Below are 18054 nucleotides of genomic sequence, written 5' to 3' on the forward strand. Positions count from 1 at the left end.
CATGTCGCTGGTCCAGGGCGCGCATCAAGAGACCAGTCGGGTAGCATCAGCGCGGGCGGCGTTGCTGGCGTGGCCGGAATTCAACAAGCCGGCCGTCTGGTTGGTGGCGGTGATCCTCCTGATCATGCCGTTCATCGCCAGCGGCTTCTTCCTGATCGAGATCTTCGCCACGACGCTGATCCTCGGGACCATCGCGCTGAGCCTGATGTTCCTGGCGGGCTATGGCGGCATGGTCAGCCTGATGCAGCTCACCATCGCCGGCTTTGCCGCCTACATGGTCGCGGTGTTCGGCATGAGCGCCAACACCAATATCAGCCTCGGCTGGCCGTGGTGGCTCGCAACACCGATGGCGCTGGTGCTCGCGACCATCTTCGGCACGCTCGGTGGTGCGCTCGCGGTGCGCACCGAGGGCATCTACACCATCATGATCACGCTCGCGATCGGTGCGGCCTTCTACTATTTCACCAATCAGAACTGGCCGATCTTCGGCGGCCACACCGGCATCAACACCATCGCCACGCCGAAATTCTGGGGTGTCGACTGGCGCGCCGACGTCCCCTACTACTACGTCACGCTGGGCGTCGCGGCGTTTTGCTATTTCGCCGTTCAATATGTCTCGCGCGCCCCGTTCGGCCTCGCACTGCAGGGCGTGCGGGACAATCCCCGCCGCATGGCGGCGCTCGGCTTCAATGTCAACGCACACCGCGTGGCAGCCTACGCCTTCGCATCCTTTATCGCCGCGCTCGGCGGTGTGCTGCAGGTCTGGAACTACCGGCAGATCTCGCCCGGCTCGGTCAGCGTCGGCGCCTGTATCGATATCCTGATCATCGCCGTGGTCGGCGGCATCACCCGTCCCATCGGCCCTTTCATCGGCGCCTTCATCTTCGTCATCCTGCGCACCTTCGCGCTCGATCTGCTGGTCAAGTTCGGGCTCGACGGCAACCGCTTCCGGCTGCTGATCGGTCTCGGATTCCTCGCCATCGTGTTCTGGTCGTCGGACGGTGTGATTGGACTCTGGGAGCGATGGCGCCGCCGCGCAACCGCGCCCGACAAACGCGCAAGCGGAGGCCACGGTCATGGATAGCGCCGCGCCACGCTTTTCAGCGGTCGGTTCCGGCGCCGCGCTCGAGCTGCGCGGCGTGACGCGGCTGTTCGGCGCGCTCGCGGCGCTGACCGACGTCACCATCACGGTTCGCCCGGGAGAACGCCGCGCCGTGCTCGGCTCCAACGGCGCCGGCAAGACCACGCTGTTCAATTGCGTGACCGGCGACTTTCCGCCCTCCTCCGGCACCATCCGCTTCTTCGGCGAGGACATCACTCACTTCCCGCCTTACGAACGCATCAGGCGCGGCCTGCGCCGAACCTACCAGATATCGGCGCTGTTTCCCGGTCTGACGGTGCGGGACAATGTCTACCTCGCCTGCCGCGGCGTCTCCCGCGGGCGATTTTCTCCGCTGCGTCCGGGCGCGAACGACGCCCTCATGCATGCGGCCGAGGCGCTGATCCAGGCGGTGCATCTGGCGGCGGTCCGGGAACAGTTGGTCGCGGAACTGGCGCATGGCCAGCAGCGGCAGCTCGAGATCGCGCTCGCGCTCGCCGGCGCCCCGCGCTTCATCCTGTTCGACGAACCGGCCGCGGGCCTATCCCCCACCGAGCGGCGCGAACTGATCGAGATCCTGACGTCGCTGCCTGCCCATATCGGCTACATCATCATCGAGCACGACATGGATGTCGCGTTGCGCGTCGTCGAAAGCGTCACGATGATGCACAACGGCCGCGTCTTCAAGGAAGGCCTGCCGCACGAGATCGAAGCCGACCCCGAGGTCCAGGAACTCTATCTGGGGGCCGGTCATGAGTGAGGTCCGCCGCGCCGCGCCTGCCCTCGAAGTCAGGGGCCTCGACGTCTATTACGGCCATTCCCATGCCCTGCAGGGCGTCGACCTGACTTTGGACTCAGGCGTGTTCTCGGTGGTCGGCCGCAACGGCATGGGCAAGACCACGCTGTGCAAGACCATCATGGGCCTGTTGCGGGCAAGCGGCGGTTCGGTTCGCGTTCGCGGCGAGGACATCACCCGCCTCAGCTCGGCGCGGATCGCGAAGGCAGGCGTCGGCTATGTTCCGCAAGGCAGACGGCTGTGGCGCTCGCTCAGCGTTTCCGAGCATTTGAGCCTCGCCGCCGGAATGCGGCGCGGGCCGTGGACCATCGATCGCATCTACGAGACGTTTCCCCGCCTTGCCGAACGCAAGGACCATGGTGGCGGCCAGCTCTCGGGCGGCGAACAGCAAATGCTGGCGATTTCGCGCGCGCTTCTCACCAATCCGCATCTGCTCATCATGGATGAGCCAACCGAAGGGCTTGCGCCTGTTATCGTCGCCCAGGTCGAGGAAATGCTGGTGCGCCTCGGCGAGGACGGCGATATGTCGGTGCTTGTGATCGAGCAGAATATCGGCGTCGCCACCGCGATCTCGAAAAAAGTCGCGATCATGGTCAACGGCCGCGTCAATCGCATCATCGACTCCGCGCGCCTGGCGGCCGACCGCGAGCTGCAGCAACGGCTGCTTGGTGTTGGCGTCGTTGGAGTCCACGCCGAGCTGGACACGGATATCGAAGCCGCCGATGCGAGCACCGCGGCTGAGGCGCGTCCGGCGCCGCCGCGCGCCGCGGGCACAGCCCCAATCCGCGTCTATATCTCCAATCCCACCCTGCCGACGCGGTGGTCGCAGCCGGCGCCGATTGCGCGCATCGAGGCCGCAGCGCGCACGCTTTCGACGGGCGTTACGCGGATCGAAGACGTTGCCCGGCAAAGACGCCCGGCCGGCGCTTCTGTACAAGGCGCATCCGGGCCACCCGTCGTCCTCGTCGCCGGCACGCTCGATACCAAGGGCGAGGAGCTGCGCTTCATTCGCGACGTGATCGCCGGACAGGGCTTGCGGACGCGTCTGGTCGACGTATCAACCAGCGGCAAGCTCTCCACCTGCGACGTCTCCGCCCAGGAAATCGCGCTGAATCACGGCCGCGGCGGGTCTGCTGTGTTCGGGTCCGACCGCGGCGCGTCGGTGACGGCGATGGCGGACGCGTTCGCCAACTGGCTGCGCCGCCAGGGCAATGTCGCAGGCATCATTTCGGCAGGCGGCTCCGGCGGTGCTTCGCTGGTCGCGCCCGCCATGCGCGCGCTTCCCGTCGGTGTGCCGAAACTCATTATCTCATCGGTCGCTTCCGGAGATGTCGGTCCCTATGTGGGGCCAGCCGATATCACGATGATGTATTCGGTCACGGACGTGCAGGGCCTCAATTCGATCTCGCGCGCCGTGCTTGCCAATGGCGCCAACGCCATCGCCGGCATGGTGAAGGCGCGTCTGGACAATCAGGCCAAAACCGAACGCAACGCGCCGGCCGATCTGCCGGCGGTCGGCATCACCATGTTCGGCGTGACGACGCCGGCCGTGCAGAAGATCGCGGCCGACCTGCGCAACGATTTCGAATGCCTAGTCTTCCACGCCACCGGCGTCGGCGGCCGCTCGATGGAAAAGCTGGTCGATTCCGGAATGCTCGCCGCCGTCATCGATCTCACGACGACAGAAGTCTGCGATCTCCTGATGGGCGGCGTGTTTCCCGCCACCGACGACCGCTTCGGCGCGATCATCCGCAGCCGCCTGCCCTTCATCGGCTCTGCCGGCGCGCTGGACATGGTCAATTTCGGCGCGCCCGACACCATCCCCGAGCGCTATGGCCAGCGTAAGTTCCACGTTCACAATCCGCAGGTGACCTTGATGCGCACCACGCCGGAGGAGAACGAGCGCATCGGGCGCTGGATCGGCGACAAGCTCAACCGGATGGATGGGCCGGTGCGCTTCTTCCTTCCGGAAGGCGGCGTCTCCGCGCTCGACGCGCCCGGTCAGCCGTTCTGGGATCCGGAGGCCGACGCTGCACTGTTCACCGCGCTGGAACGCAGCGTGCGCCAGACCAGCAACCGTCAGCTCATCCGCGTCAAGCGCCACATCAACGAACCCGAATTTGCATCCGCCATCGTCAACGCGCTCCGTCCTCTGGTCGGCCGCCCGGGGACCCGTCGGAAAGTCGCGAGGTGACCATGGCGAAGTTCGAACGTTCAGCCATCCTGAAGAAGTTTCGCACCATGGCCGCCAAGGGCGAGCCGATCGTCGGCGGCGGCGCCGGCACTGGACTGTCAGCCAAATGCGAGGAAGCCGGCGGCGTCGACCTGATCGTCATCTATAATTCCGGCCGCTACCGCATGGCCGGCCGCGGCTCGCTTGCCGGAATGATGCCTTATGGCGATGCCAACGCGATCGTCGTGGAGATGGCCGGCGAAGTGCTTCCAGTCGTCACGAAGACGCCGGTGCTGGCCGGCGTCAACGGCACCGACCCATTCCGCGACATGGACCTTTTCCTGGACCAGTTGAAGGCGCTGGGTTTTGCCGGTGTGCAGAACTTTCCAACCGTCGGGCTGATCGACGGCGTATTTCGCGCCAATCTCGAGGAGACCGGAATGTCCTATGCGCTGGAGATCGACATGATCGCCAAGGCGCGTGACAAGGACATGTTGACGACGCCTTATGTATTCAGCGAAAGCCAGGCGACCGCGATGGCGATCGCTGGCGCCGACATCATCGTCTGCCATCTCGGCCTGACCACCGGCGGTGCGATCGGCGCGCAGACCGCGCTAAGGCTCGAAGACTGCCCGGAACAGATCGACACCTGGGCGGCGGCGGCGCTCTGCGTCAATCCGGACATATTGGTGCTAGCCCATGGCGGTCCCATCGCCGAGCCTGATGATGCCGACTTCATCATGAAACACACGCGCAAGTGCCACGGCTTCTACGGCGCCTCCTCGATGGAGCGCCTGCCGGTGGAGCGGGCGCTGACGGAACAGGTTCGTAAATTCAAGGCGATCGGCGCGCGGTAAACGCCGGGAGCAAAGGGAGGAAAAGATGTCGGGGACTCTGGTTGGCGAATTGATTCTCTGGCTGATCGTTGCGATCGTCGTGATCGCCATCGTCGTCTATATCGTGAACTGGCTCTACCACCGTTCGTCGAAGGAAGTGTCCTTTGTGCGAACCGGTCTGCTCGGCGAGCGCGTCGTGATCAATGGCGGCGCCTTTGTGCTGCCCTTCATTCACGACTTTACGCCCGTCAACATGAACGTGTTGCCGATGGGCATCGTGCGGGCCAAGCATGACGCCGTGATTACCCGCGACCGCATGCGTATCGACATCGAGGCAGACTTTTACGTGCGCGTGCAGCCGACCCGCGAGGCCGTCGCGATCGCCGCCGCCACGCTCGGGCGGCGCACGCTCGAGCCTGAGCAGTTGCACGCCCTGCTCTCCGGCAAGTTCGTCTCCGCCATACGTTCAGTGGCCGCCGAAATGACCATGGAGCAAATGCACGAGCAGCGCGGCGAATACGTCACGCGGCTCAAGGCCGCCGCCGCCGAGGCGTTGGCCCAGAACGGCCTCGAACTCGAATCCGTCGCCATCACCGACCTCGACCAGACCGATCTGGAATACTTTAATCCATCGAACCGGTTCGACGCCGAGGGCCTGACCCGCCTGATGGAGGACATCGAGGCCAAGCGCAAGCTGCGCAACGACATCGAACAGGATTCGATGATCAAGATCCGCACCCGCAACCTCGATGCCGAGCGCCAGGCGCTGGAGATCGAGCGCGAGAGCGAGACCGCCCGCCTCGAACAGGAACGCGACATCGAGATGCGCCGCGCGCTGCAGCGCACCGAGGTAGCGCGCGAGCGCGCGCTGCGCGAAACCGAGGCCGAACAGGCGCAGATTTCCGCCCGCGAAACAATTGAGAAGGCGCGCATCGCCAACGAACAGTCGATTGCCGAAGCCCGCATCTCCTCAGAACGCGAGACCCGTCACCGCGAGATCGAGCGCACCCGCGCGGTAGAAGAAAAGGAACTGCTGGCGCGCGAGGATATCGAAAAGGCCAAGATCGCCAACCAGCGCGCGGTGGATACTGCCCGCATCGCCTCCGAGCGCGAGGTGCGGCAGCGCGACATCGAGCGCACGCGGTCGGTCGAGGAAGCCGAGATCACGGCACGCGAAGCGGTCGAGAAGGCGCGCATCCAGCAGGATCGTTCGATCACGGACGCGCGGATCGCCAACGAGGAGGAAACCCGAAGGCGCGAGATCGAGCGCACCCGCGCAGTCGAGGAAGCCGAGATCGCGGCGCGCGAGGCCACTGAAAAGGCGCGCATCGCCCAGACCACGATCGTCAATGTCGAGCGTATCGCCTCCGACGAGCGCACCCGGTCGCTGGAAATTGCGCAGGTTCGCACCATTCAGGAAGCGGAGATCGAGGCGCAAAAGGCCGTGGAAGCCGCGCGGATCGCCCGCGAGCGGATGCTGGCGGCGGAGCGGATCGGCGCCGAGCACGCTACGCGCAAACTGGAAATCGAGCGCAACCAGGCGCTGGAAATCGCGGGCATCACGGCGCGTGAAGCAACGGAAGCCTCACGTATTGCCCAGGAAGAGCGCGTTCGCTCGCTCGAAATCGCGCGGAACCGCGCTGTCGAAGAAGCCGATATCGCCTCACGCGAAGCGATCGAGGCGGCACGCATTGCCCAGGAAAAGGTGATCGCCGCCCAGCGCATCCGGGCCGAGAAGGAAACCAGGGGGCTCGAGATCGACCGCACCGAATCGATCGAGGCCGCCGAACTCAAGCGGCGTGATGCGATCGAACGGCGGCGCGTCGAGGTCGAACTGGCGTTGGAGGCCGAGCGTATCGCCTCGTCAAAGACCCGCGAGGTGCTCAATATCGACCAGAAGAAGGCGGTCGAGATCGCCGACGAGGAGCGCGTGATCGCGCTCGCCGCCAAGCGCTCCGAACGGATCGATGCCGACCGCCAGGTCAAGCAGGCCGAGATCATCGCGCGCAAGGAAGTCGAGACTACCGATGTCTCCCGCGAACAGGCCCTCGAAGCCGCGCGGCTCGCTCGCCGGCGCGCGATCGAACAGCTCGAGGTCGCCCGCGTCCAGGCGCTGCAGGAAGCCGAGATCGCCTCCCGCGAGGAAGTCGAGCGGGCGCGCATCGCCTCCGACCGCGGCCTTGACGAAGCGCGCATCGGCCGCGAGCGCGACCTGCGCAAGCTGGAGGTCAATCGCGAGAAGGAAGTCGAAACGGCGCTGATGGAAAAGGCCATCGCCCTTTACCAGAAATCTCTCGAGGAATCGGCCGCCAAGGTGGCAGCCGAGGATGCGCGCGCGGGGGCAACCGAGGCAGCCGAGCGCGTCGTCACCGCCCGCGACAGCGAGATCGCCAAGCGCCAGAAGACCATCGAGGTGCTGCTGGCGGAGAAGCGAGCCGAGGAAACCCGTATCGGGGCCGAGGCCGAGCGCGTGCGCGCCGCCGTCGAGGCCGAAGCACAGCGGCTGCTCAACGAAGCCGAGAACGTGCTCACCGACCAGGCACGCTACTCGCTGTTCCGCCGCAAGCTGCTCGACCGCATCGAGGGCATCGTGCGCGAGAGCGTCAAGCCGATGGAGAAGATCGAGGGCATCCGCATCCTTCAGGTGGACGGACTCAACGGCGGTGGCGGCGGGGGCAATGGCGGCCGCAGCGCCACCGACGAGGTGATCGACTCGGCGCTGCGTTACCGGGTGCAGGCGCCGCTGATCGACTCGCTCCTGGCCGATATCGGCGTCGAGGGCGGAAGCCTTGCCAGGATGCCCGGCCTCATTCGCGAGGCGCGCGACATGCAGGGCATCAAGGAAGCCACGCGCAAGGGCGGTCCGAGCAAGCCCGACGCGCCGCCTGCCACCCCCGGCGAGCCCGCCCCCGAGCGCGGACCGCGCAAGAAAGGGTAAGAGCACGCTATGGCACGGGTCTACGTTTCCACCGTCGTCAACGCCCGCAACGACCGCGTCTGGGCGCGCGTGCGCGACTTCAACGGGATGCCGAACTGGCATCCCGCTATCGCGGAGAGCCGCATCGAGGGCGGCGAGCCCGCGGACAAGATCGGATGCGTGCGCGACTTTCGCCTGCGCAACGGCGACCGCATTCGCGAAAAGCTACTCGGCCTCTCCGACTACGACATGTTCTGCACCTACTCCATCCTGGAGTCGCCGATGGGCGTGGAGAACTACGTCGCGACCCTGCGGCTAACGCCGGTGACCGACGGCGACCAGACCTTCCTCGAATGGACCGCCGAGTTCGACTGTGCGCCCGAGCGCGAGAACGAACTCGTCAGCAATATCGGGACCGGCGTATTCCAGGGCGGCTTCGATGCGCTCAAGCGTGCTTTCGGAGGCTAGCGTGCCGCATATCGTCAAAAGCACCATTCTCGACGCGCCGACCGGCGCGGTCTGGAATGTGCTGCGCGATTTCAACGGCCACGACCGCTGGCATCCCGCGGTGGCAACCAGCACCATCGAGCGCGCGCAGGCTTCCGACAAGATCGGCTGCGTGCGCCGCTTCAAGCTACAGGACGGCTCGGAGCTGCGCGAGCAACTGCTGGCCCTTTCGGACCTCGAACAGACCTTCAGCTATTGCCTGCTCGATACACCGATCCCGATGTTCAACTATGTCGCCCATATCCGCCTGCTGCCGGTCACCGACGGCGACCGCACCTTCTGGCATTGGGAATCCAGGTTCACCACGCGGCCCGCGGATACCGAGCGGCTGACGCAGATGGTCGCGGAACAGATCTATCAAGCCGGCTTCGATTCCATTCGCCGGCACCTGAAGGAGGCCGCATGAACGTGGAGGCGAAGCCATGCCCGTGACGGTGAAGACATTCGCGAGTTCTGGCGAGGCGGCATCGGCATTGTCGTCCGACCGCAGCGCGCGCTATCTCGGCGGCGGTACGCTGGTGATGCGCGCCCTCAACGAGGGCGATATCTCGATCTCGACGGTGGTGCGTGCGACCGATCAGGCGCTATCCCGCATCGACGTGGCGAGTTCGCGGATCACGATCGGCGCCGGTGTCACCTTCGCCAGGATCCTGGCCGAACGCCATCTAGCGTTTCTGCACGCACCGGCACGTTCGATCGGCGGACCGGCAGTCCGCAATATGGGCACGGTGGGTGGCAATCTGTTTGCACTTAGCCCCTACGGCGATTTCACCGTCGCGCTGCTGGCGCTCGACGCGACCATCTCCGTCCAGGGTGGGCTCGGCGCGCGCGACATGCCAATCGAGGAGTTCCTCCAATCCCGCGAACGCCAGAGCGGCGCGCTGGTGCTGGCCGTCTCCTGTGCACAGCCCGCGAGCGCCGACGCCTTCCGCTATCGCAAGATCGCCCGCATCAAACCGAAGGGCGGCTCGGTGATCACGATTGCCGCTTACCTGCCCGTTAGCGGCGGCCGCATATCGGGAGCCCGCATCGCGCTTGGCTCGATGGCCGCGACGCAGATTCGCGCACGGGCCGCCGAACGCGCGCTGGAGGGACGCGCACTCGACGATGCGGCGATCAGCGCTGCGGCTGCGGCCGCAACGGAGGGCGCATCACCTGCGGACAACGCCCTTGGCAGCGCCTGGTATCGCCGCGAGATCGTCGGCGTCCATCTTCGCCGCCTGCTGTCCGGCCTGGAGTAAGCACGTCATGACCAAGACCCCGCTCCAGTTTCGTCATAACGGCCGCGACGTCGCTGTGTTCGTGGACGGCGGCGTCAATCTCCTGGTCGCCCTCCGCGAATTGATCGGCGACATGACGCCGAAATTCGGCTGCGGCCAGGGTGGCTGCGGCGCCTGCAGCGTGCTGATCGACGGCGAACTGCATCTCTCCTGCCTGACGCTGGCGGAAACCGTCAGCGGCCGCTCGATCGAGACGCTCGACGGAATGAAAGACGGTCCCAACCTGCATCCGCTGCAGCGCGCCTTCATGGAGCAATTCGCGGCACAGTGCGGCTACTGCACGCCGGGCATGCTGATGGCAGCGAAGGCGCTGCTCGATCGCAATCCCTTGCCGACCCGCGCCGAAATCATCGAAGCAATCTCGGGCAATATCTGCCGCTGCACCGGCTACGAGCCGATCATCAACGCCATCCTCGCCGCCGCCACGAGCGGACGCGCCCGCGCCTAGAGGAAACCGCCATGCTGGAATTGCGCAAGGACATCTTCGCCGACGAGCGCGACGATAACTTAAAAGAGATCGGAAAAGGCACGCAGCGCCAGGACATGCTCGGCCATGTCACGGGCACCTCGACCTATTTCGACGATCACAAGCTGCAGGGCATGCTCCATCTCAAGGTGCTGCGCAGCCCGCACGCTCATGCCCGCCTGCGCCGGATCGACACTATGGAGGCGGAACGTGCCCCCGGCGTGCGGCGCATCATCCGCGGTGCCGATGTGCCGGTCAATCTCAACACGTTGCTGAGCCTGATCAACTTCGGCAAGGACGATGAGCCATCGCTGGCGGTCGACAAGGTGCGCTACAAGGGCGAGCCGATCGTCGCTGTCGTCGCCGACAGCCCGCGGGAGGCCTATGAGGCGCTCGCGAAAGTGCGGGTCGATTATGATCCGCTCCCAGCGGTGTTCGACGTCGAGGAGGCGCTGAAACCCGGCGCGCCTGTCGTCAACGAGACCTACCCCAAGAACACCTTCACCTATCACGACGTCTACGATCACCAGAAGCTGCGCTTCGGCGACGTCGAGCGCGGTTTCGCCGAGGCCGATCATGTGCTCGAACAGCGCTACCAGATGTCGCCGATCGAGCATGCGCCGACCGAAACCAACGGCTCGATCGCGGCCCCCGATACCAACGGGCGCTATGTCGTCTACACCTCGACGCAGGCGTTGTTCTTCTCGCTCGATACCTGCGCGAAAATCCTCGATGTGCCCTCCAACACCTTCCACTTCATCGGCGGGACCGTCGGCGGCGGTTTTGGCGGCAAGGTGGACACGCTCACCGAGCCGCTCGCCATTCTCGGCGCGATGCTGACCGGGCGCCCGGTGCGTTATCAGCTCGGCCGCGAGGAGGAGATGCAGTTCGGCTCGCCACGCGGCGCCGAGCGGATCTATATCAAGGACGGCGTGATGCGCGACGGCCGCATCGTCGCGCGCAAGATCCGCGCCTATTTCGACAGCGGCGCCTATACAAGGCTTTCAAGTTACGCCGTCGTCAAATGCGTCGCCCACCTGCCCGGCCCCTACACGATCCCGAACGTCCATGGCGACGTCTACTGCGTGTTCACCAACCGCACGCCCGCGACCGCGATGCGCGGCTTCGGCGTCACCGCGATGGACTTTGCGCTCGAATGCCAGATGGACAAGCTCGCTCATCTCGTCAGCATCGACCCGATGGAGTTTCGGATTCTCAACGCCTATCGCGACGGCGACATGAAGGCACACCGGCGTGAGGCCAAGAACACTGCACTGATCGAATGCGTCCAGGTCGCGGCCGAAAAGGCCAAATGGCCGCTTCGCGAAGAGGTCAAGCGCATGTCCTCGCGCACGGACGGCGGCGGCAGCCGGGCGGCGATATCGCCGACGCCGCTTGAACCTGTTCCGCAACGCGCCGCGGCATCGCAGCAGCGAACCACTTACGATCGTGCGCCCGCTGCAACGACCCAGCAACCGCCGCCCCCCACGCCGGCGCCACCTCCCCCAAGGCCGCCATCGCCCTCGCATGGCGCTACCCGCTTCTCCTCCGTCTTCGGCACCAGGAGGCGCTGACCATGGCCAAGCATCGCGGACGCGGCATCGCCTCGATCAACTATCCCATCGGCATGAACCTCGGCGGCGACCCCAGTCAGGCGCTGGTTCATTCCAACCCCAGCGGCAAATTCACGGTGTCCCTGTCGTCGATCGACCTCGGCCAGGGCATGAAGTCAGTGACGCGGCAGATCTGCGCGGAGACGCTCGGCGTGCCGGTCGAAGACGTCTATGTCGACACGGCTGACTCCGACACCGGCCCGCACTGCATGGGTTCGTTCGCCTCGCGCGGCACCCATCGCGTCGGCAATGCTGTCATGGCGGCGGCCAAGGAAGCGCGCGGCGTCATGATGGAGGCGGCCGCCGAGGAACTGGAGGTCAACGCCGCCGATCTCGACACCGACGGGCGCGGCAACATCCACGTCAAGGGCGCGCCGCACCGCTCGATCTCCACCAAGGACGTCGCCATTGCCGCGCAGTTCAAGCAAGGCAAGACGATATCGGGGCGCGGCATCTTTCTGGTGCCGCTGTCCGAGGTCAATCCCGAGACCGGCGAAATGTCGCCTGCCACCTGTTACGCCCACGCGTGCCTCGTTGCCGAGGTCGAGGTCGACGACGAGACCGGCGAGGTCGCGATGGTGCGCATGGACAGCGCGTATGAATTGGGCCGTGCGCTCAATCCGCGGCTGGTGGAGCAGCAGCTCGTCGGCGGCGCGTGGATGGGGATCAGCCACGCGCTGTTTGAAACGCCCGAGCCCTATTATCCCGACCCGGCGCACGGCCCCCGCGACTTCGTCGAATATCTAATGCCCGGTCCCGGAGACATCTGCCCGCACGATATCGCGGTGCTGGAACGCCCCGCGGCCGATGGACCGTTCGGTGCCAAAGGACCGGGCGAGATGTGCGCCAATCCGGTGCTGCCTGCGGTCGCCAACGCCATCTTCAATGCCGTCGGCGTGCGGATGGATGAACTGCCGATCACCCCGGAAAAAGTCTTGCGGGCGATCAAAGCCCAGGGCGGCCCGCGGCCGCAAGCGAGGCGCTGAGGTCTTTCCATGACGGTTCGCGGTAACATTGTCGGCATCGACAGCCCGGAGGCGCTCGAACGGGCGTTACGGACGGCGTATTACCTTGCAGACGATGGCCTCGCGACCGCTGCCTATCTTGGCCTTGCGCTCGGCAAGCCGCTGCTACTGGAAGGCGCGCCGGGCGTCGGCAAGACCGAAGCCGCGAAAGCCATTGCCGCCGTGCTCGGCCGCCGCCTGATCCGCCTGCAATGTTATGAGGGCATCGACGCATCCGCCGCGCTCTATGAGTGGAACTATCCGCGCCAGATGCTCGCGATCCGCCAGGCCGGCGAAGAGAGCATCGACATCTATGGCGAGGCTTTTCTGATCGAACGGCCGATGCTCGCGTCCTTGCGCGCGCCTGACTCCACCGTCCTGCTGATCGACGAAATCGACCGCGCTGACCAGGAGTTCGAGGCGTTCCTGCTCGAGTTCCTCTCCGACTTCCAGATTTCGATTCCCGAGCGCGGCACAGTTCGCGCGACCGAACGCCCCGTCGTCGTGCTGACCTCGAACCGCACCCGAGACCTGCACGAGGCGTTGCGCCGCCGCTGCGTCTATCACTGGATCGAATATCCCACTGCCGAGCGTGAGGCGCGCATCATCATGATGCGGGCATCGAGTGTTGCCGAATCCACCGCACGCGCCGTCGTCGCCGCTGTCGGCAAGCTACGGCGCGAACCGCTCAGCAAGGCGCCGGGCATCGCCGAAGCGGTGGACTGGGCCGAAGCCGCCACGCTGCTGCACGAGCGCGGCGCGCGCTGGCCCGATGCCTTCAAGCGCTCGATCGGCGTTGCGCTGAAGGACGAGGAGGATCTCACCTTCATCTCCGGCCGGCTCGACGCCCTGATTGCGGAGGCGGCCGCGTGAGCGACGAACTTCAGCTACCCCACGCGGCCCGCGTGTTCGTATCCTTTGTCGCACTGCTTCGCGCCAACGGTTTTGCCGTGGCGCCGGAACAGACGACGGCGTTCCTTGCGGCGATCGAACTGCTGGGTCCGCGCAGCCTCGAATCTATCAGGGAGGCCGGATTGGCGACGCTCGCGCCGCCGCCCGAGCGGCACGCGACCTATGATCGGCTGTTCGACCTCCATTTCCTCGGCAGTGAAGCGATCGATCATGCGGGCGCGCAAGACGAGGAAGTCGTTCGCCTGCAGGAGGAAGGACGCGGCGAGGACGAAACATTGCTCGCCGACGAAGCCAAAGAGTCCGGACTTGCCGCCGCCCGCGCCGAGGCGCTGGTCGAACGCCGCTTCGCGCCGAGCCAAACCGCCGATGCCCTGCGCCGGCTCTCGCGCGAGGCCCCTGCCCGACTGCCACGGCGGCGCGGCCACCGGCGCATGCGCGCCCGCCGCGGCCCCTGGGCCGATCTGCGCCGCACCCTGCGCGAGAGCGTGCGCAACGACGGCGAGGTGCTGCGGCTCGGGCGGCTGAAACGGCGCGCTCGGCCGCGCAAGGTGTTGTTGCTGATCGACGTCTCCGGCTCGATGAAGGGGCGCACCGACGACAATATGAAGCTCGCGCATGCGCTGTCGCACGCGGCTCCCAATGTCGAGGTGTTCACCTTCGGTACCCGCCTCACCCGCGTCACCCGCGCGCTCCGCCTCAAGCGCCGCGAGCAGGCGCTGTCGGCGGCCGCGCATCTGGTCAGCGATTGGGACGGCGGTACCCGGATCGGCGATGCGCTGCAGGCGTTCCTGGCGGTGCCAAGATTCGGCAGCTATGCGCGCGGCGCCGCGGTCGTCATCGTCTCCGACGGCCTGGAGCGCGGCGATCCTTCTGCGTTGCGTGACGCCGTCGCAAAATTGTCGCGACGCGCCTGGCGCCTGAGCTGGCTGACACCGCTCGCCGCCGGTCCCGGCTTTCAGCCGCAGACCGAAGCGCTGATCGCGATAAGGCGCTTCGTGGATGATCTGGTCGACGGCGGATCGTCAGCCGCGATCGTTTCGCACGTTCTCTCGCTTGGACAAAGGAAGGCCGCGTGACCGAAATCGTCGATGCCCATCATCATATCTGGCGTCAGGCCGATCTGCCCTGGCTGAGCGGCCCGATGCAGCCGCGCATCTTCGGTCCCTATGAGCCGATCCGGCGCGACTATCCGATCCAGGAGTATCTCGATGATCTCGCAGGCTCCGGCGTGACGCGGTCGGTCTATGTGCAAACCAACTGGGCCAACGATCGTTTCGAGGACGAAACCGCCTGGGTGCAGGAGACCGCGAAGGATCATGGCTGGCCGCACGCCATTGTCTCCTATGCCGACTTCAACGTCGACGACGTCCGTCCGCAACTGGATCGTCTGGCGCACTATCCCTTGGTGCGCGGCGTGCGCATGCAGCTGCACTGGCACGAAAACCCTCTCTATCGCTTCGCGGCCCGGCCTGACCTCTGCGCCGATCCAAACATCCGGCGCAACGTCGCGCGGCTCGCCGACTATGGTTTCAGCTTCGACCTGCAGGTGTTCGCGCTGCAGATGGCCGATGCGGCCAGACTTGCCGAAGCCTGTCCTGACGTGACCTTCATCCTGCAGCATGCCGGCATGCTGGAAGACCTTTCGCCGCAGGGCCAATCCGCCTGGCGCGGTGGAATGATGCGGCTTGCGGCCTGCCCGAATGTCGTCTCAAAGCTTTCCGGCCTCGGCACCTTCATCCACCGCAACGATCCGGCCCACGTCGCCGGCGTCCTCGCCGACACGGTGACGATCTTCGGTGCCGATCGCTGCCTGTTCGGCTCCAATTTTCCGATCGAAAAACTTTGGACCAGCTATCGCGAACTGGTGGACGCCTATCTCGCCGCGACCGCACATCTTCGCGCGGACCAGCGCGATGCCGTTCTGCGAACAACCGCGATGCGCGTTTATCGGCTGGGAATTTAAGCGAACAAGAGAATTCGGGGAGAGAGACATATGCCGCTTGAAATCAAGATTTTGGACTATGGCGATATCGAACTGGAATCGAGTTTTCTCGTGCTCGGCCGTGATTGCGGCCGCACCCGCCGTGTCCTGACGCTAGGCTTTTTGATCGTTGGCGGCCCCTATCCCGTCGTGGTCGACACTGGTTACCGCTCCAATCAAATCATGGAAACGCTGGGCATGCGCGGGCTTCAGTTTCATGAGAACATGATCGAGAACCAGCTCGCGCGCCACGGCGTGCGCATGGGCGACGTCCGCTATGTCTGCCACACCCATCTGCATATCGACCACGCCGGCAAGGACGATCTGTTTCCGATGAACACGACGGTCGTGCTCAACCGCAAGGAGCTGGAATATTCCGTGTCCGGATTGATGCATCCGCAGTATCCGGCGCCCGACATCAAGCACCTGATCGATCGCCTGCACACCAGGAGCGCGCTGCGTTTCCTCGATCTCGAAGTGACCGGCCCGATCGAGCTGATGCCCGGCGTCCATTGCGAAGCCGCCAACGCCCACACCGAAGGCTCGATGAACATACACGTTCACACCGCCGACGGCATCGCCACCATCTGCGGCGACGTGATCTACGATTTCAATGACCAGATCGTCACGCCCTTCAACGAGATCCACGACGCCGAGCCGCGCACGACCGGCAATCACGGCACCAGCAAGCGCGCCGAAAAAGCGGCGATCAAAAAACTCCTGAGCAACTCACGCTACCTGCTCCCGGTCCACGACCGGCCGGCCAAGATCGAAGGCGGCATGGTGGTCGGCCGGCTGCACGACCAGGTGCCCGGCCCCGTGGTTCAGAGCCTGCCCCAGCGCAACTGGTTCCCGGCCTGAGCGCTGAAAGGACGGACCGATGACGCATGTCACGCTGCGCCCGGACTTCGAAACCCTGATCGACCCCTATGCGCCGGTCGGCCAGGTCGGCACGGGTTTTGACTTCACGGAGGGCCCGATCTGGCATCCGATCCATCACTATCTGCTATTCTCCGACATGCCGGCCGATGTGCGCCGGCGATGGGACGCCAAGCGCGGCGTCGTCGAGGTCAAGCGTCCGTCGAACAAATGCAACGGCATGACCTATGACGCGGAGCTCAATCTCATTGTCTGCGAGCACGCCACCTCATCATTGATCCGCGAGCGGCCCGACGGAAGGCGCGAGGTGATCGCCTCGCATTTCGAAAATCAGGAACTCAACAGCCCGAACGATGTCTGCGTGCATTCGAACGGCGCGATCTATTTCAGCGATCCCTGGTATGGCCGCATGCCGGTCTACGGCGTCGAACGGCCACGCCAGCTCGGCTTCCAGGGTGTCTACCGCGTCCCGCCCGGCGGCGGTCCACCGAAACTTGTCGTCGACCGCCATCTGTTCGATCAGCCGAACGGCCTATGCTTCTCGCCTGATGAACGCCTGCTTCACGTCAACGACACCACGCAGGCGCTGATCCGCGTCTTCGATGTCGAGGCCGATGGATCGCTCACCAATGCGCGCGTTTTCGCCAGCGGCATTCGCTCCGAGCTCGAGCCCGGCCTGCCCGACGGGATGAAGTGCGACCAGCGCGGCAATGTCTGGGTCACCGCGCCCGGCGGCGTCTGGGTATATTCTCCCGCCGGCGAATTGCTCGGCAAGGTGCGCGTGCCCGAACTCGTCGCCAATCTCGCCTGGGGCGGCGCTGACTTTCGCACGCTCTACTTGACCGCCACCCACTCGGTTTATGCGATCCCGGTCAAGGCCGGACCGCGCCACGAACCCTATATGAGCGGCCGCGCTTCGACCGGCCCCGAGACCGGCTCCGCCCCGCCTGCCGCGCCTCAATTGGCTAGTGGCGACATGCAGCTCGATCCGCGTCGCTGCGCGATGATCATTCAGGATCTGCAGAACGACGTGATCATGGAAGGCGGCGCGTTCGCCGATTCCGGCTCGCCTGCGCACGCGCGCCAGCAGCGGGTGGTCGATAATGTCCGCCGCCTCGCCGAGGCGGCGCGGGCGCGCGGCGTCATCATCATCCATGTCTGGTTCATCGTCGAGCCGGGCGCGCCCGGCGTCACGCTCAACGCGCCGCTGTTCGAAGGGCTGGTCGATAGTAATGCGATGGTGCGCGGAAGCTGGGGCGCGGCCCCGGTTCCAGGGCTCGAGCCGCGCGCCGGCGATTTCATCGTCGAGAAGATGCGGATGAGCGCCTGGGAAGGCACGCGGCTGGAGACCATCCTCAAGGCGACCGGCCGTGACATGATCATCAACACCGGCGCCTGGACCAACATGTCGATCGAGCACACCGCGCGCACCGGCGCCGACAAGGGCTACTTCATGATCGTGCCGGAAGACTGCTGCTCGACCATGAACGCCGACTGGCACAACGCCTCCATCAATTTTGCGATGCAGAACGTTGCCGTCGTCACCAACGCCGATGCGGTCATCAGGGGATTGGGATGAACAGAGCGCGGC

The 18054-nt window shown here is 65.4% G+C and carries 16 protein-coding genes; all 16 read left to right on the forward strand.

What is annotated here, in order from left to right; all coding sequences use genetic code 11:
* Position 1: 1 nt before the first annotated feature.
* The 16 genes from C7G61_RS19490 to C7G61_RS19565 are packed head-to-tail and all read left to right on the forward strand — an operon-like array spanning position 2 to position 18042.
* Complete coding sequence (locus C7G61_RS19490) at positions 2–1084, forward strand: branched-chain amino acid ABC transporter permease (RefSeq protein WP_108517232.1); 1083 nt, start codon at positions 2–4, stop codon at positions 1082–1084.
* Positions 1077–1859, forward strand: coding sequence for an ABC transporter ATP-binding protein (locus C7G61_RS19495; RefSeq protein WP_108517234.1), 783 nt, complete (start codon positions 1077–1079; stop codon positions 1857–1859). The genes C7G61_RS19490 and C7G61_RS19495 overlap by 8 nt, the downstream gene beginning before the upstream one ends.
* Entirely contained in the window at positions 1852–4089 is a 2238-nt protein-coding gene (locus C7G61_RS19500) for an ABC transporter permease (protein ID WP_108517236.1), read from the forward strand. Before C7G61_RS19495 ends, C7G61_RS19500 begins: the two co-directional genes overlap by 8 nt.
* Positions 4090–4091: 2 nt before the next feature.
* A complete protein-coding gene (locus C7G61_RS19505; RefSeq protein WP_108517238.1) occupies positions 4092–4925 on the forward strand; it encodes a phosphoenolpyruvate hydrolase family protein in 834 nt (277 codons plus the stop codon).
* Between the two features lie 25 nt (positions 4926–4950).
* On the forward strand, positions 4951–7842 hold the full coding sequence (locus C7G61_RS19510) for a flotillin family protein (RefSeq protein WP_108517240.1): 2892 nt from the start codon (positions 4951–4953) through the stop codon (positions 7840–7842).
* Between the two features lie 9 nt (positions 7843–7851).
* Positions 7852–8289 (forward strand): SRPBCC family protein, encoded by a 438-nt coding sequence (locus C7G61_RS19515; RefSeq protein ID WP_108517242.1) that lies wholly within the window; start codon positions 7852–7854, stop codon positions 8287–8289.
* Position 8290: 1 nt separating this feature from the next.
* Entirely contained in the window at positions 8291–8734 is a 444-nt protein-coding gene (locus C7G61_RS19520) for an SRPBCC family protein (protein ID WP_108517245.1), read from the forward strand.
* Positions 8735–8750: 16 nt separating this feature from the next.
* Positions 8751–9569, forward strand: a complete 819-nt coding sequence (locus C7G61_RS19525; RefSeq protein WP_108517247.1) for an FAD binding domain-containing protein — start codon at positions 8751–8753, stop codon at positions 9567–9569.
* A gap of 7 nt (positions 9570–9576) precedes the next feature.
* Positions 9577–10056, forward strand: coding sequence for a (2Fe-2S)-binding protein (locus C7G61_RS19530; RefSeq protein ID WP_108517249.1), 480 nt, complete (start codon positions 9577–9579; stop codon positions 10054–10056).
* 11 nt (positions 10057–10067) lie between these two features.
* Entirely contained in the window at positions 10068–11648 is a 1581-nt protein-coding gene (locus C7G61_RS19535) for a xanthine dehydrogenase family protein molybdopterin-binding subunit (protein WP_108517251.1), read from the forward strand.
* A gap of 2 nt (positions 11649–11650) precedes the next feature.
* Entirely contained in the window at positions 11651–12673 is a 1023-nt protein-coding gene (locus tag C7G61_RS19540) for a xanthine dehydrogenase family protein molybdopterin-binding subunit (protein ID WP_108517253.1), read from the forward strand.
* Positions 12674–12682: 9 nt separating this feature from the next.
* Positions 12683–13564: an AAA family ATPase gene (locus C7G61_RS19545; RefSeq protein WP_108517255.1), complete on the forward strand. Its 882-nt coding sequence runs from the start codon at positions 12683–12685 to the stop codon at positions 13562–13564.
* Entirely contained in the window at positions 13561–14679 is a 1119-nt protein-coding gene (locus tag C7G61_RS19550; protein WP_108517257.1) for a vWA domain-containing protein, read from the forward strand. Before C7G61_RS19545 ends, C7G61_RS19550 begins: the two co-directional genes overlap by 4 nt.
* Positions 14676–15566 carry an amidohydrolase family protein gene (locus C7G61_RS19555; RefSeq protein ID WP_108517259.1) on the forward strand — a complete coding sequence of 297 codons (891 nt, stop codon included), beginning with the start codon at positions 14676–14678 and terminating at the stop codon, positions 15564–15566. Before C7G61_RS19550 ends, C7G61_RS19555 begins: the two co-directional genes overlap by 4 nt.
* A 30-nt stretch (positions 15567–15596) precedes the next feature.
* Entirely contained in the window at positions 15597–16445 is an 849-nt protein-coding gene (locus C7G61_RS19560) for an MBL fold metallo-hydrolase (RefSeq protein ID WP_108517261.1), read from the forward strand.
* Between the two features lie 19 nt (positions 16446–16464).
* Positions 16465–18042: an isochorismatase family protein gene (locus C7G61_RS19565; protein WP_108517263.1), complete on the forward strand. Its 1578-nt coding sequence runs from the start codon at positions 16465–16467 to the stop codon at positions 18040–18042.
* Positions 18043–18054 lie beyond the last annotated feature (12 nt).

The sequence above is a fragment of the Bradyrhizobium algeriense genome (assembly GCF_003062295.1).
Taxonomy (GTDB): domain Bacteria; phylum Pseudomonadota; class Alphaproteobacteria; order Rhizobiales; family Xanthobacteraceae; genus Bradyrhizobium; species Bradyrhizobium algeriense.

Coding starts and splice junctions, on each gene's coding strand:
- C7G61_RS19545 (WP_108517255.1), top strand. CDS start 12,683: ATGACGGTTCGCGGTAACATTGTCGGCATCGACAGCCCGGAGGCGCTC.
- C7G61_RS19495 (WP_108517234.1), top strand. CDS start 1,077: ATGGATAGCGCCGCGCCACGCTTTTCAGCGGTCGGTTCCGGCGCCGCG.
- C7G61_RS19560 (WP_108517261.1), top strand. CDS start 15,597: ATGCCGCTTGAAATCAAGATTTTGGACTATGGCGATATCGAACTGGAA.
- C7G61_RS19525 (WP_108517247.1), top strand. CDS start 8,751: ATGCCCGTGACGGTGAAGACATTCGCGAGTTCTGGCGAGGCGGCATCG.
- C7G61_RS19490 (WP_108517232.1), top strand. CDS start 2: ATGTCGCTGGTCCAGGGCGCGCATCAAGAGACCAGTCGGGTAGCATCA.
- C7G61_RS19565 (WP_108517263.1), top strand. CDS start 16,465: ATGACGCATGTCACGCTGCGCCCGGACTTCGAAACCCTGATCGACCCC.
- C7G61_RS19535 (WP_108517251.1), top strand. CDS start 10,068: ATGCTGGAATTGCGCAAGGACATCTTCGCCGACGAGCGCGACGATAAC.
- C7G61_RS19505 (WP_108517238.1), top strand. CDS start 4,092: ATGGCGAAGTTCGAACGTTCAGCCATCCTGAAGAAGTTTCGCACCATG.
- C7G61_RS19515 (WP_108517242.1), top strand. CDS start 7,852: ATGGCACGGGTCTACGTTTCCACCGTCGTCAACGCCCGCAACGACCGC.
- C7G61_RS19530 (WP_108517249.1), top strand. CDS start 9,577: ATGACCAAGACCCCGCTCCAGTTTCGTCATAACGGCCGCGACGTCGCT.
- C7G61_RS19510 (WP_108517240.1), top strand. CDS start 4,951: ATGTCGGGGACTCTGGTTGGCGAATTGATTCTCTGGCTGATCGTTGCG.
- C7G61_RS19540 (WP_108517253.1), top strand. CDS start 11,651: ATGGCCAAGCATCGCGGACGCGGCATCGCCTCGATCAACTATCCCATC.
- C7G61_RS19500 (WP_108517236.1), top strand. CDS start 1,852: ATGAGTGAGGTCCGCCGCGCCGCGCCTGCCCTCGAAGTCAGGGGCCTC.